The sequence below is a fragment of the Chryseobacterium taklimakanense genome (genome assembly GCF_900187185.1).
Lineage (GTDB): Bacteria > Bacteroidota > Bacteroidia > Flavobacteriales > Weeksellaceae > Planobacterium > Planobacterium taklimakanense.
Map to the genome: position 1 here is coordinate 2,000,563 of NZ_LT906465.1, position 13,940 is coordinate 2,014,502.

Consider the following 13,940-nt stretch of genomic DNA (forward strand, 5'->3'; position numbering starts at 1 on the left):
ATTACTTATAAAAGGAACTGCCGTCGAGATATTCAAAAACTTCGGGAGGCAGCATTGGCCGCACATTCTTACCTTCCCTGATCATTGTGCGGATTTCTGTGGCGGAGAGTTCGATGATCGGCGCTTTGATCAGGTGGATGTTCTCATGCTGCAAATATTCTGAATCTTTTTTCTCGCCGTCGAAAATTCTTGGATAAACGATAATCTGATGGTTTTTAATCAAAGTCTCAGAATTTTTCCATTTTCCAAGGCTCTCCAGATTGTCTTCGCCCATAATTAAGGCAAAAGAAAAATCGGGATATTTCTCGTGAAGGTAAGTCAGGGTGTCGATCGTATAACTTGGCTGCGGAAGAGAAAATTCAACATTGGATGCCCGCATTTTAGGATAATTTTTTACCGCAAGCTGTACCATATCCAAACGGCTGTGATCTTTCAGTAAAGATTTTTTCTCCTTGAAAGGATTCTGCGGGCTCACCACAAACCAGAGCTCATCCATATCCGAATTCTCCAGAATATAATTCGCAAGAATCATATGTCCAATATGAATAGGATTGAATGAACCGAAAAAAAGGCCGATTTTTTTCATATTTCCCACAGATTTTAAATTTCCGGATTTGGATTTTCTGCTTCCTGCCCATGAAATTTCACATCGCGGATATTCAGATAATACGTTACATTGCCTTTCCAGTGGTTTTCTTCAGCCGTAAATGCGATGTCGAAAGTTTTGTTTTTAAAATTTTCAAGATGCTTACCCAGCTTAAAGCCCACACATTCGATATTTCTGTTATTTGCTGGATTGTGAAGGTAAAACTTGATATGATTGCCGTCTTTACCCATCTGTTTCACATATCCTGAAACATTCTGGTTTTTTAGGACCAAAACCGGTTTCATATTATGCGGTCCGAAGGGAGCCAGCTTCCTGTGGAAATTAAAAAATTCTTTATTCAGATTTTCGATTTCTACCTCTGTATCGATGGTGATGGAAGGCTCACGCTGATGCTCCTGGATTTTTGCCCTGACAACTTCCTCGAATTTTTTCTTGAACTCCTCAAAACGGTCGGGCTTCATCGAAAGTCCGGCGGCAGCAGGATGTCCCCCGAATTTGGTAAAATATTCCGAACAGAGTTCAAGTGCTTCATGAACATCAAAATCTGAAACTGAACGGGCAGAAGCCACCAACTCACCATTATTTCCGTTTGTGAAAACTAAAGTCGGCTTGTAATAACTTTCCGTCAGTCGAGAAGCTACAATTCCGATCACGCCTTTATTCCATTCCGGGGCGTAAACAACGGTTGTTAAATTATCGACCTGGTTGGTCGTTATCACCTGCTCCAAAGCTTCGGTGGTACTCGTAAGATCCAGCTCACGGCGTGAATCGTTCAAATCCACGATGTCGCTTACGATTTGATGTGCATGCTTCAAATTGTCGGATACCATCAGTTCTACAGCGGCTTTCCCGTGTGAGATTCTGCCGGCGGCATTGATTTTTGGGGCAATTTCAAACACGATATTTGAGATTTCGTAGGTCGCCAGTTTGTCTTCAGGAATTAAAAGCCTTAAGCCCAGATTCCGGGTTTTTCTTAAGGTTTTCAAGCCCATTTTTGCCAAAACACGGTTTTCACCGGTCATCGAGACAATATCAGCGGCGATTGAGATCGCCAGTAAATCCGTCAACTCATAAAGCTCTGCATCTGGAATTTTATAAATCGTATTAAGTCCCTGACAAAGCTTGAAACCTACACCACAGCCGGAAAGCTCCTTGAAAGGGTAGCGGCAGTCATTTCTTTTAGGATCCAGAACTGCAACCGCTTCCGGAATTTGGTCGCCCGGAAGGTGATGATCGCAGATGATGAAATCTACGCCAAGTTGTTTTGCGTAATCAATTTTGTCCAGAGCCTTAATCCCGCAATCCAAAGCAATAATTAAGGAAAAACCGTTCTCATTCGCAAAATCAATTCCTTCTGTAGAAATGCCGTAACCTTCAGAGTTGCGGTCCGGGATATAGAACCCGAGATATTTTTTCTCAACAATTTTGCTTAAATAAAGGTACATCAGCGCCACAGCGGTGGTGCCGTCCACATCATAATCGCCATAAACAAGAATTTTTTCTCCGTTTTCTATTGCGGTGGCGATGCGTTCCACAGCCTTCTGCATGTCGGCCATAAGAAACGGGTTGTGGATATCGCTGAGGTTTGGTTTAAAGAATTCCCGCGCTTTCTGATAGTTGTCTATATCGCGCAGAACCAGGATCTTGGATTCCAATGTTCCAAAACCGAGTGAGGTACTCAATCCGTCCACCACATCTTCATCAGGTTCAGGTTTGTAAATCCATTTTTGATTCATAGTAGGGCAAAAATAAAGAAAAAAGTTGGAAGCCCGAATTTGCCGCTGGCAACTTAAGAATGTTTCAGCAATAAAAAACCGCCCAGTTTTGAGCGGTTTATGATGTTCAGTGCACAAATTTATGAGTACATCTGCTGCTGAAGTTCCTTGATTTTTTTGTCTGCAAGATATTCGTCGTATGTCATATCTCTGTCGATCACACCTTTCGGAGTCAGTTCAATGATTCTGTTACAAACCGTCTGAAGCATTTCGTGGTCATGCGACGCCAGCAAAATATTTCCTTTGAAATTTACCAAAGAGTTGTTCAAGGTGGTGATGCTTTCAAGGTCAAGGTGATTGGTCGGTTCATCTAAAAGCAGAACGTTTGCTCTTTGCAGCATCATGCGGCTGAACATGCAGCGCATTTTTTCACCTCCGGAAAGTACGGTGCTCGATTTTAAGGCTTCATCACCTGAAAAAAGCATTTTCCCGAGGAAACCTCTCATATACTCCTCGTGTCTTTCTTCATCGTTTTTGGTAAACTGTCTTAGCCAGTCCACAAGGTTGAGGTTTTTATCCTGGAAGAATTCGGTATTGTCGAGCGGCATATATGACTGGGTTGTGGTTACGCCCCACATATATTCGCCTTTGTCTGCTTTTTGATTTCCTGAAATGATTTCAAAAAACTCGGACACTGCCAATGAATTTTTTGAAATAACCGCTACTTTGTCGCCTTTCTTAAGTTTGAAATCAACGTTTGAAAAGAGCAGTTCGCCGTCTTTGGTTTTTTCTAAATCCTTAACCTCCAGAATCTGGTCGCCGGCTTCTCTTTCGGTTTCAAAAATAATTGCAGGGTAGCGTCTTGATGTCGGCTTGATATCTTCAATATTCAGCTTGTCGATCATCTTTTTTCTGGCCGTTGCCTGTTTTGCTTTTGCGACGTTGGAGCTGAATCTCGCGATGAAATCCTGCAATTCCTTCTTCTTTTCCTCGGCTTTTTTATTCGCTTGCTGCCTTTGTCTGGTGGCCAGCTGTGAAGCCTGGTACCAGAAAGAATAGTTTCCGGTGTAAAGGTTGAGCTTTGAGTAATCCAGGTCACCGATATGCGTACAAACTGTATCTAAAAAGTGACGGTCGTGCGAAACCACAATGACGGTGTTTTCGTAATCTGCAAGGAAATCTTCAAGCCATGAAATAGTGTCGATGTCCAGGTCGTTGGTCGGTTCATCGAGAATCAAAACATCAGGATTTCCGAAAAGCACCTGTGCCAAAAGGACTTTTACCTTGTCTTTGTTTTCAAGCTCGCTCATCATCTGCCAGTGCATTTCGTCTTTAATCCCTACATTTGAAAGCATGGTCTGTGCATCAGATTCTGCATTCCAGCCGCCCATTTCATCATAGATCACGCCAAGCTCGCCCGCTTTGATTCCGTCTTCATCCGAAAAGTCGGGTTTTGCATAGAGGGCATCCATTTCTTCCTTGATTTCAAAAAGCTTTTTATTTCCTCTTAAAACTGTTTCCAGAACGGTGTAGTTGTCGTAAGCAAAGTGATCCTGCTCCAGTACGGACATTCTTTTGCCCGGCTCCAATGAAACGTGGCCGGTTGTTGGTTCCTGTTTTCCGGTTAATATTTTAAGGAAAGTTGATTTACCGGCACCATTAGCGCCAATAATCCCGTAGCAGTTCCCTTTGGTAAACATGATGTTCACGTCGTCAAAAAGCACCCTCTTTCCGAACTGTAATGATAGATTTGATACTGTTAACATATAGTTTCGTAAATTTGCCGCAAAAATACGAAAAGTTATTGGCTTTTAAGGACTCATTGCGGATAGAAAGTTTTGCTGAAAATTTTTAATATAATTCTCTAAATCAAGTTAAAAAGAGTTAAAAATTTTAAAAACATTCAATCGAATTATATAAAAACCAACAACTATTAAAATATAATTTTGACTGTGGAATTATGAAGATTGAAAAGACTGTAAATATATTAAATAAAAGAGCCCGGTTTGAATACGAGATCCTTGAACAAATAGAGGCTGGGATTGTGCTTACAGGAACCGAAATAAAGTCGCTAAGATCTTCAAAGGCATCCATCACGGAGAGCTTCTGCCAGTTTATAGATGGGGAGCTGTATATCATTAATATGATGATCGATGAGTATAAGCTTGGAACTTTTTACAATCATCAAACCAAAAGGGAACGGAAGTTGCTGCTGCACAAAAAAGAATTGCAGAAATTTCAAAGAAAACTTAAAGATGCCGGTAATACTATAATTCCATTAAAGCTTTATATCAACGAGAAGGGCTACGCTAAACTGCAGATTGCGCTTGCCAGAGGTAAGAAGTTGTTTGATAAAAGAGAAAGTATTAAGGATAGAGAAAATAAGCGCACCCTCGACAGAATCCGAAAAGTTGGTTAAAAATGTGCTTAAAACTTTGGTTATAAAGAAAAATTATATTTATTTTGCATTATCAATTATTTAATCATTTAATTCTATGAAAAATCTAAAATTAGGAATTTCAGCATTGGCACTTACTGTAGCCTCTACTGTGTTTGCTCAGACTAGCAACAATCCGTGGTTAATCGGAGTTGGTGCTCACGCGGAGAATCACGTAGCAGCTGGTGGTAAAGTTGGAGACGTTTTCGAACAGGCGTTTGGAGGCAAGCAATTGTATAACATCAATAATTTTACAATCACTCCGCCACTTTCAAAATTAACGGTTGCTAGACACCTAACCGGACCTCTTGTACTTGACTGGCAGACTACTGTTGGTAACGTTGATAACAAGAGACTTGGTATGGGTAAAGAATTCATGCTAATGACCGGTCTTGGTCTTCAGTTGAAAGCTAACTCTCTTTGGAACGAGGAATCTTGGTTCGATCCATACTTAAGAGTTGGTGCAAACTATTTAAGACACGATTACAGTGGTCAATCCAACGCAGTGAATGAGGATGGTGAAAACATCGGTGCTAATCACTTTGCACTTGCAACAGGTTTAGGATCCAACTTTTGGTTGACTAAGAACTTCGGTCTTGGCATCCAGGGAGATTATGTTTCCACACCTGGTGACAAAGCTACTGCTGCAAACTTCTGGCAAGCAGGTGCATCTCTATTATTTAGATTTGGACAAACTGACAGAGATAAAGACGGTATCCTAGATAAAGACGATCTATGTCCAGATACTCCAGGTTTACCTGAGTTCCAAGGATGTCCTGATACTGACGGTGACGGAGTTCCAGATAAAGACGATCAATGTCCAGATGTTGCTGGTCCGGTTGAAAACAACGGTTGCCCTTGGCCAGATACTGACGGCGATGGCGTAGTAGACAAAGATGATCAGTGTCCTACTGTTGCTGGTCCTGCAGAAAACAATGGTTGCCCTTGGCCAGATACTGATAATGACGGTATTCTAGATAAAGATGATGCTTGTCCTACAGTTCCGGGTCTTGCTCAATACAACGGATGTCCTAAGCCACAATCTGCTTACGCGGAGGAAGCTACAGTAGCACTTCAGGATATTTTGTTCAACTTCAACAAGTCTACGCTAAGACCAGAATCTAAGCCAAAATTGGATGCTGCTGCGGAAATCATTAAATCTTCTAACGGTGGTACATTCCTAATTACAGGTCACACAGATAAAAAAGGTTCTGAAGCTTATAACCTAAACCTGTCTAGAAGAAGAGCTGCTTCTGTAGTTGCTGCACTAGAATCTAGAGGTGTAAGCGCAAACCAACTGAAATCTAAAGGTGTTGGTGAAGCTGAGGCTGTGGTAGATGAGAAAGCATCTGATGCTGAAAGAATGAAAGACAGAAAAGTTGTTGTAAGCGCTGTAGATGCTGCTGCTTGGGACGCTATCAAAAAGAGAGATTACTAATAAGTAGTGACTCATAAATAAAAAAACATCCGCTGTTGCGGGTGTTTTTTTTTGGAAAATGATTATTTTTGCAACCTAATAAATACAGATATGGGACGCGCATTCGAGTACAGGAAAGCTTCTAAATTGGCACGTTGGGATAAAATGGCCAAGACATTTTCTAAAATCGGTAAAGATATAGCTTTAGCAGTAAAAGCCGGGGGTCCTGATCCGGAATCCAATCCCGCACTAAGAAGGTGTATCCAAAATGCCAAAGGTGCGAATATGCCGAAGGACAACGTGGAAAGGGCAATTAAAAAAGCAAGCGGTGCAGATGCTGAAAACTATGAAGAGGTCACTTACGAAGGATACGGACAGGGCGGCGTAGCTTTTTTCGTGGAATGTACAACCAATAATCCTACGAGAACCGTGGCCAACGTAAGGGCTGTGTTCAATAAGTTTGATGGAAATTTGGGTAAGAACGGTGAGCTTGCTTTCATATTCGATAGAAAAGGTATTTTCAGCATCGATAAATCGCTGATAAAAATGGATTGGGATGATTTCGAAATGGAAATGATTGACGGCGGTGCAGAAGAAATAGATGCCGATGATGAAGAAGTAATGGTAACTACGGCATTTGAAGATTTTGGTCCCTTATCCCATAAATTGGATGAACTAGGAATCGAAGTAAAAAGTGCAGAACTGCAGCGAATACCGAATAATACAAAAGAGGTTTCCGAAGATCAGTTCAGGGCTAATATGAAAATGCTGGAACGCTTCGAGGAAGATGATGACGTGCAAAACGTTTATCATAACATGGAAATTACAGACGATCTTCTAGAAAAGATCTAAGAACATAAACGCCGGTTAATGACCAGCGTTTTTTTTATCGTATCAAAATATCCTGTGCATCCTGCATCCTGTTCATTACCGATCTTGCATATGAGCAATGTGGGTAAACCTTCCAGTTATTTTCCCGCGCGAATTTTATACTTTCCTCAACTAAAAATTTGCCCATTCCGCGTCCTTCAAATTTTGGATGTACCAGAACATAAGAAATGATGAGTTTCTGGTCATCAGGAAATACGGTATAAGTTAATCTTCCTACTTCTTCATTTTCTTTATTGAGGCTAATTACGCCGCCATTACCGGATTTATTGTTTTCAAATGTCATCTTATCAGGTTTGTGATTAGTACTAATAAAAGTATAAAAAATTAAAGTCTGCGGGTTTACAACATTTATTATAGTTTATTACTAGTTTTCTACCCCTCAGTCAAAAGTAATTTCGCTATTTTTGACTTTAAATAAAATTAAAAATGAAAATCACCTTAAACCGCATTAACGACGATTTTTTGTTTGAATGCACCAACACTGCAGGAAATTCTATTCTTTTGGATAACACCTCCCAACCCGGAGCCAAAGGCGTTTCCCCAATGGAAAGCGTACTGATGGCAGTTGCCGGATGCAGCGGGATTGATATGGTTTCGATCCTGAAAAAACAGAGGCAAAACGTTACCAAATTTTCAGCGGAGGTAGAAGGCGAAAGAATCCAGGTTGATGATGCCAAACCTTTTAAGTCGATTTTGGTAAAATTCTTCGTAGATGGCGATGTAGATCCTGCTAAAGCGCAAAAAGCCGCTCAACTTTCCTTTGAAAAATACTGCTCTGTTTCCAAAACTTTGGAACCGAATGTTACGGTAAACTACGAGGTAACGGTGAACGGAGAGAAGGTATAGTTTGAGAGTACGAGAGTTTGATCTGCAAAGTTTAGCGGCATATTTTTCTCCTTTCGGAAATGAAAGTGACGGCCGGTAAATTTCATCGGCACTTCAAGTGATTGTTTGCAAAAAATTAATTCGTTATGAAACTTTATAAATTCTGTCATTTCTGTTTTTAAAATTTCTTCTATCAAAAACCACTTTCAACTTTCCCACACCAAAACCCTTCAAACTTTCCGTATGAAAACCCTCTGAGTAAAAATCACCCTTTCCTCGGTTGTATCAGTTTCGCCACGGTCGCCGTCCATCCACATTGATGCGACGCTCCAACGCCGCGACCGTTATCGCCGTGAAAATACTCGTAGAACATGATGTAATCTTTAAAATGTTCATTTTTATTGAAGAGTTCATTTCCACCGTTGAAGGCGCGTTCTCCATTTTCATTTTTCAGGAAGATAGATTTCAGGCGGTTGCTTAAATCATCAGATATAAATTGCAAATTCCGCATTTCGCCGCTGCCAACAGGATATTCCACCTGCAAACTTTCATCATAGTAATAATGAAAACGCTGCAGACTTTCGACAATCAAAAAATTTATAGGAAACCATATCGGGCCGCGCCAGTTGCTGTTTCCGCCAAACATCCGGCTTTCGCTTTCAGCCGGTAAATATTTTACAGTGTACTGATGTCCATCCACTTTGAATTCAAATGGATTTTCCTCGTAAATCTTCGACATTGAGCGGATGCCGTAATCTGATAAAAATTCTTTTTCATCGAGCATTCTTTCCAGAATTCTCGTAATTCTGGTTTTCCGAAGGATGCTCATCAAATGTTTACGGCCTTTTCCTTCCACTTCCCAATGCGAAACCAGTTTTGCAAGGACCGGTTTGTTTTTCAGGATCCAGTCCATCCGTGCGGTAAATCCGGGAAGTTTTTCCAGAGTATCATGCTCCACAATTTCTACGGCAAACATTGGGATTAGCCCCACAATACTCCGTAGTTTTAGATTCTTAGAGGTGCCGTCTTTTAGTTGAAGTACATCGTAGAAAAAACCGTCAACATCGTTCCAGAGGCCTTCTTTTTCGCCAATTGTTTCCATGGCTTGCGCAATGTAGAGGTAATGTTCAAAAAATTTGATCGCCATATCCTCATAAACCTGATTGTACAATGCCAGCTCCATCGCGATACGCATCATATTGAGGGCAAACATCGCCATCCAGCTGGTACCGTCTGCCTGTTCCAGATATTCTCCGTTTTTGAACTGCATATTCCGGTCGAAAGCGCCGATATTATCGAGGCCAAGAAATCCGCCGCCAAAAATATTGTTGTCATTTCGGTCTTTTCGGTTAACCCACCACGTAAAATTCAGCAACAGTTTCTGAAAAACGCTTTCCAGGAAAGGAATGTCGGGATGTCCGTTTATTTTTTCATCAATTTTAAAAACCCTGAACGTTGCCCATGCATGAACCGGCGGATTTACATCGCTGAAGTCCCATTCGTAGGCGGGTAACTGGCCGTTTGGATGGATGTACCATTCTTTGGTGAGCAGCCGCAGCTGGTGTTTTGCAAATCTGCTGTCGATCAGTGAAAACGGCACGCAATGAAAGGCTAGATCCCACGTCGCAAACCAGGGATATTCCCATTTGTCGGGCATGGAGATAATGTCCTTGTTCTGCATGTGTTCCCATTCCCTGTTGCGTACATAATTACTGAAATCCCTCGGTGCATCATACTTTGGGTCGCCTTTAAGCCATTTTGAGACATTGTAATGGTAAAATTGCTTGTTCCAAAGAAGTCCGGCAAACGCTTGCCGCTGAACATTTTTCTCATCTTCATCGGTAATTTCGCACTGTATTTCGTCGTAAAACAGATCGGATTCTTCTTTTCTGAGTCTTAGTACTTCATCAAAATCATAAAAAGCATTGTCCATCTCGTGCGGACTCAACCGGAAATCGAAGGTTTTACTTTCACCTGCTTCAATCTCCGTGTCAATGCAGAACGCCGCTTTTGTTCCTTCCTTCTCAGGATTTATTTTGTCTAGGCCCTTGGTAATATAATCGTTGATGCCATCCTTGAAGAATTTATTTTCAGAAGGTATTCCGAAGATTTTTTGGCTGTTGGTCTCATTTTCACAAAAAAACGCTTCAACGGCTGCGTCCCGTGCGTAGAAATTTTTTATTGCTAAAGCCTCGTGCTCTATGTCAATTTTTCCGCTCGCCGAACTTTTTAGTTGAGGCCTGTAATTTCCGTAACCCCACGCCCAGTTATTACGGTACCAAAGTGTGGGAAGCAATACCAGTGGCGCTTTTTTACCGCTTCTGTTGGCTACTGTAACGCGAATAAGAATATCATCATGATTGATTTTTGCATATTCAATAAAGATATCGAAGTATTCATCATCGTCAAAGATTCCCGTATCGGCAAGTTCATATTCCTGGTCCTGCTTGGTGCGTCTGCCATTTTCCTCAATTAAATCCTGATATGGGAACTCGTTGATTGGATATTTGTACACCATTTTCATGTAAGAATGGGTAGGTGTGCTGTCCAGATAATAAAAAATTTCTTTAATGTCTTCGCCGTGATTTCCCTGGTAATTGCTTAGTCCAAAAAAGCGTTCCTTAATGAATTTATCTTTTTTGTTCCAGAACGAAAAAGCAAAACAAAGCCTCTGTTTATAGTCACAGATTCCGGCGATTCCGTCCTCACTCCAGCGGTAATTCCGGCTCAATGCCTCTTCGTAAGTAGTATATCCCCAGGCATTTCCGTTTGGGCTGTAATCTTCGCGAACCGTACCCCACTGGCGGTTGCTTACATACGGTCCCCACGTTTTCCAGTCGGGGTTTTGTAATCGTTCCTGTTCAGCATTCATCACTTTTCAATTAAAGTGCTAAAATAATTGTTTTTTGATTAACCGAATTTTAAGGGTTGGTTAATGATATTTAATATGTAGAAAGTCAATGATTTACTAACTTTAAGAAAATTAAATTGCTGTTATGGAATCTAATGTAATTCACATCATTTATCACCCTTCAACCTTGGGATACGCTGCGTATTCACGCGAACTGGACGGGATGGTTGCCGAGGCTACAAATCTGGATGAACTTTTTGATAAAATAAAATATCTGCTTAAAGTCCGCATCGAAAGCCTGAAGGAAATCGGAAAAGATCAGGAAGCTGAAAACCTGCAGCAGAAGGAACTTATCTTCGTAGAAGAATAGTTTTAAGTAGATCCCAAATTAAAGAAAATTCCGCCAGAAGTTTGCGAAAAGGAAAATTTGCATTACTTTTGTCGCAGATTTGTTCATTTACATATTGAAAATGTTATCAAGAAAGGTGGAGGGAATAGACCCTGCGAAACCTTGGCAACCCTTGCGAAACAGCGAGAAGGTGCTAAATTCTACTCATTTTTGGGATAGATAACAGCGTTCACTTACTTTCACAGGTAGCATTTTCAATTTTTTTAATAGTAAGAAAATTGAATCCACCACTGCAACATATCACATTACGTAATTTTAAAACTGAATCAGGCAATACTGCCGATATTCATTTGAGTTATGAAGTTTTCGGCAGAGAACTTCATTCCGCTCCCATAGTTTTGGTAAATCACGCGCTTACCGGAAATTCTGCGGTTTCCGGCGAAAAAGGCTGGTGGAAAACTTTGGTTGGCGAAGATAAAATTATTGATACCGGACGGTTTACCGTAATCTGTTTCAATATTCCCGGAAATGGGTACGAGGGCGTTTTTATCGAAAGCTATAAAGATTTTAAAACTAAAGACATCGCCAGAATTTTTCTTTTGGGTTTAAAAGAACTTAAAATCACAAAACTCCACTCTTTGATTGGCGGCTCAGTTGGCGGCGCGATCGGTTGGGAAATGCTGGCGCTTGAAAACGGACTTGCAGAAAACTTCATTCCCGTAGCCTCAGATTACAGAACAACCGACTGGCTGCATTCGCAGTGCCTAGTGCAGACGTTTCTGCTCAATCATTCTGAAGAACCGCTCCAGAAAGCCCGGATTCACGCGATGTTGTGCTATAGAACACCCGAATCCATCAATCAGAGATTCAACAAAGATTTTGATGCTGAGAAAGGACTTCTGAAATCGCACGACTGGCTAAATTATCACGGGAAAACGCTCAACGAAAGATTTAGTTTAAAAGCTTACAAACTGATGAATCAACTGCTGATGACTATCGATGCAAAATTTGATGATATCAGAAAAATTAAAGCTAAAATTCACCTCATAGCCGTCAATTCCGATTTATTTTTCCCGGAGTTTGAGGTAAAAAATTGCTATGAAATTTTAAAAAAATCTAATGTGGATGTCAGCTACCACGAAATCAATTCAATACACGGACACGATGCATTCCTGATGGAGTATGAGCAGCTCAATGAAATTTTAATGAAAATTGTAAACTAAAGATGAAAAATCAGAAAGATATAAACATAATTGAAAATAAAGCACTTGTTAATTTTGAAGGCATTGATTTCCTAGGCCAGATTGGTATTGATAGCCGTATTTTCCGCGCTTTGAATGATGCTCATATTTCCGTGGGTGTGATTTCTCAGCAGGCGATTGAAAACGGAATTTCCGTTTTGGTTGATGAAAACGATGCAGATGAAGCGGTTGAATGTCTGAATAAAGAATTCGAAAAGGAAAGGAAAGCAGGAAAAGTAACGCAGATTTTCGCAATTAAGGACTTGGCGGTTATCGGTGTGGTTTCTGAAAATTATAATAAAATCCTGACCGAACTTCAGCGTAATAAAATTTTCCCCTTGTTGCTGAATCAGGTTGCATCGGCCGGCCGAATAAATCTTGTAGTCGCATCAAATCAGCTTGAAAAAACAAGAAATCTTATCGAAGCTGAAATTTTCGGAAAACCTAAAAAAATCAATTTGGCGATCATCGGGCACGGGAATGTAGGAAAAGAATTGATAGAGCAGATTCTCGACAGCTCATACGAAATCCTGAACCGGAAACGTATTGATTTGAAATTGGTAGCGATTGCAAACTCCAGAAAAATTGCGCTGAATAAAGCGGGCTTTGGAAGCGACTGGCGTCAGAAAATAAATTATTCTACACAGGATTCCAGCATACAGACACTGATTGATTTTGCAAAGGAAAACCAGCTCGAAAACCTTGTAGCAGTGGACAATACCGCAAGCAAGGAATTCGTAAAAAACTATTACGCACTGGCTGAAAACGGCTTTGACCTGGTTTCCTCGAACAAAGTTTTTAATACGCTCCCCATTTCGGAATACCGAAATTTCAGGAATATTCTCTCCGCAAATAAGAAGAATTATCTGTACGAAACCAATGTCGGCGCAGGTTTACCGTTGATTGACACCATAAAACTGCTGCATCTTTCCGGTGAAAATATTACAAGGATTAAAGGTGTTTTCTCTGGTTCTTTAAGTTACATTTTCAATAATTTTTCGGTTCGTAATGATAAATTCTCAGCCATTATCGGCGAAGCGATGGCAAAAGGTTATACAGAACCTGATCCCCGCGAAGACCTTTCCGGAAACGACGTTGCGAGAAAACTTTTGATTTTGGCTCGTGAGCTTGATTTGATCAATGAATTTTCCGACATTAATATTCAGAATTTAATCCCTGAACATTTACTTGAGATTCCAAAAGAAGAATTCATTGCAAGAATCCCCGAACTTGATGAAGAATATCAGAAATTAAAAGAAAAGCAGCAAAGCAACCATGTTTTGCGTTATGTTGGGGATTTGCACGGTGATCTGCAGCAGGAAAAAGGAGAGTTGGACGTAAAATTAATCTCGGTTCCCGCAAATTCAGCACTGGGTCAACTAAAAGGTTCAGATTCAATTTTTGAAATCTACACGGAAAGTTACGGTGAAAATCCCATCGTAATTATGGGAGCCGGAGCCGGCGCTAAAGTTACTGCCCGTGGCGTTTTTGGGGATATTTTAAGAATTTCAGAAAACAAATAGTTTATAATGTACCAGGTTACCAATGAAAAAATGTAACAATGAGATTGGTAAACTGTTTAAATGAGACACTGTTATATAACAAAA

General features: G+C 40.6%; 12 protein-coding genes and 1 riboswitch. Of the genes, 7 read left to right on the plus strand and 5 right to left on the minus strand.

What is annotated here, in order from left to right; all coding sequences use genetic code 11:
* Position 1: 1 nt before the first annotated feature.
* The 3 genes from nadD to CKV81_RS09575 form a co-directional block, all read right to left on the minus strand.
* The gene (gene nadD, locus CKV81_RS09565) at positions 2-586 is read right to left on the minus strand and encodes a nicotinate (nicotinamide) nucleotide adenylyltransferase (RefSeq protein ID WP_095072789.1); all 585 of its coding nucleotides are present in this window, start codon (positions 584-586) and stop codon (positions 2-4) included.
* A gap of 14 nt (positions 587-600) precedes the next feature.
* Positions 601-2,343 (minus strand): single-stranded-DNA-specific exonuclease RecJ, encoded by a 1,743-nt coding sequence (recJ, locus tag CKV81_RS09570; RefSeq protein ID WP_095072791.1) that lies wholly within the window; start codon positions 2,341-2,343, stop codon positions 601-603.
* A 119-nt stretch (positions 2,344-2,462) separates the two neighbouring features.
* Positions 2,463-4,088: an ABC-F family ATP-binding cassette domain-containing protein gene (locus CKV81_RS09575; RefSeq protein WP_095072793.1), complete on the minus strand. Its 1,626-nt coding sequence runs from the start codon at positions 4,086-4,088 to the stop codon at positions 2,463-2,465.
* Positions 4,089-4,282: 194 nt separating this feature from the next.
* Between CKV81_RS09575 and smpB the strand changes: the two genes are divergently transcribed.
* From smpB to CKV81_RS09590, 3 genes are all read left to right on the plus strand, one after another.
* Positions 4,283-4,741: an SsrA-binding protein SmpB gene (smpB, locus tag CKV81_RS09580; RefSeq protein WP_095072795.1), complete on the plus strand. Its 459-nt coding sequence runs from the start codon at positions 4,283-4,285 to the stop codon at positions 4,739-4,741.
* A 76-nt stretch (positions 4,742-4,817) separates the two neighbouring features.
* Positions 4,818-6,197, plus strand: coding sequence for an OmpA family protein (locus CKV81_RS09585; RefSeq protein ID WP_095072797.1), 1,380 nt, complete (start codon positions 4,818-4,820; stop codon positions 6,195-6,197).
* 90 nt (positions 6,198-6,287) lie between these two features.
* Positions 6,288-7,028, plus strand: coding sequence for a YebC/PmpR family DNA-binding transcriptional regulator (locus CKV81_RS09590; RefSeq protein ID WP_095072799.1), 741 nt, complete (start codon positions 6,288-6,290; stop codon positions 7,026-7,028).
* A gap of 34 nt (positions 7,029-7,062) precedes the next feature.
* Here CKV81_RS09590 and CKV81_RS09595 read toward each other — a convergent pair whose 3' ends face one another.
* Complete coding sequence (locus CKV81_RS09595; protein WP_095072801.1) at positions 7,063-7,350, minus strand: GNAT family N-acetyltransferase; 288 nt, start codon at positions 7,348-7,350, stop codon at positions 7,063-7,065.
* A 143-nt stretch (positions 7,351-7,493) separates the two neighbouring features.
* Between CKV81_RS09595 and CKV81_RS09600 the strand changes: the two genes are divergently transcribed.
* Positions 7,494-7,913 (plus strand): OsmC family protein, encoded by a 420-nt coding sequence (locus CKV81_RS09600; RefSeq protein ID WP_095072803.1) that lies wholly within the window; start codon positions 7,494-7,496, stop codon positions 7,911-7,913.
* 244 nt (positions 7,914-8,157) lie between these two features.
* Here CKV81_RS09600 and CKV81_RS09605 read toward each other — a convergent pair whose 3' ends face one another.
* Entirely contained in the window at positions 8,158-10,764 is a 2,607-nt protein-coding gene (locus CKV81_RS09605) for an MGH1-like glycoside hydrolase domain-containing protein (protein WP_095072805.1), read from the minus strand.
* A 124-nt stretch (positions 10,765-10,888) separates the two neighbouring features.
* On the opposite strand from CKV81_RS09605, the gene CKV81_RS09610 reads away from it, so the two are divergent.
* The 3 genes from CKV81_RS09610 to CKV81_RS09620 all read left to right on the plus strand — a co-directional run bounded on the left by CKV81_RS09610 (position 10,889) and on the right by CKV81_RS09620 (position 13,856).
* On the plus strand, positions 10,889-11,113 hold the full coding sequence (locus CKV81_RS09610; RefSeq protein WP_095072807.1) for a hypothetical protein: 225 nt from the start codon (positions 10,889-10,891) through the stop codon (positions 11,111-11,113).
* A 100-nt stretch (positions 11,114-11,213) separates the two neighbouring features.
* Positions 11,214-11,318, plus strand: a riboswitch (SAM riboswitch).
* 52 nt (positions 11,319-11,370) lie between these two features.
* Entirely contained in the window at positions 11,371-12,315 is a 945-nt protein-coding gene (locus CKV81_RS09615) for an alpha/beta fold hydrolase (RefSeq protein WP_095072809.1), read from the plus strand.
* A 2-nt stretch (positions 12,316-12,317) separates the two neighbouring features.
* Positions 12,318-13,856 (plus strand): ACT domain-containing protein, encoded by a 1,539-nt coding sequence (locus CKV81_RS09620; RefSeq protein WP_095072811.1) that lies wholly within the window; start codon positions 12,318-12,320, stop codon positions 13,854-13,856.
* Positions 13,857-13,940: the final 84 nt, after the last annotated feature.

Bases quoted from the DNA above. Each gene is read 5' to 3' on its own strand.
- nadD (WP_095072789.1), bottom strand. From the start codon at position 586: ATGAAAAAAATCGGCCTTTTTTTCGGTTCATTCAATCCTATTCATATT.
- recJ (WP_095072791.1), bottom strand. From the start codon at position 2,343: ATGAATCAAAAATGGATTTACAAACCTGAACCTGATGAAGATGTGGTG.
- CKV81_RS09575 (WP_095072793.1), bottom strand. From the start codon at position 4,088: ATGTTAACAGTATCAAATCTATCATTACAGTTCGGAAAGAGGGTGCTT.
- smpB (WP_095072795.1), top strand. From the start codon at position 4,283: ATGAAGATTGAAAAGACTGTAAATATATTAAATAAAAGAGCCCGGTTT.
- CKV81_RS09585 (WP_095072797.1), top strand. From the start codon at position 4,818: ATGAAAAATCTAAAATTAGGAATTTCAGCATTGGCACTTACTGTAGCC.
- CKV81_RS09590 (WP_095072799.1), top strand. From the start codon at position 6,288: ATGGGACGCGCATTCGAGTACAGGAAAGCTTCTAAATTGGCACGTTGG.
- CKV81_RS09595 (WP_095072801.1), bottom strand. From the start codon at position 7,350: ATGACATTTGAAAACAATAAATCCGGTAATGGCGGCGTAATTAGCCTC.
- CKV81_RS09600 (WP_095072803.1), top strand. From the start codon at position 7,494: ATGAAAATCACCTTAAACCGCATTAACGACGATTTTTTGTTTGAATGC.
- CKV81_RS09605 (WP_095072805.1), bottom strand. From the start codon at position 10,764: ATGAATGCTGAACAGGAACGATTACAAAACCCCGACTGGAAAACGTGG.
- CKV81_RS09610 (WP_095072807.1), top strand. From the start codon at position 10,889: ATGGAATCTAATGTAATTCACATCATTTATCACCCTTCAACCTTGGGA.
- CKV81_RS09620 (WP_095072811.1), top strand. From the start codon at position 12,318: ATGAAAAATCAGAAAGATATAAACATAATTGAAAATAAAGCACTTGTT.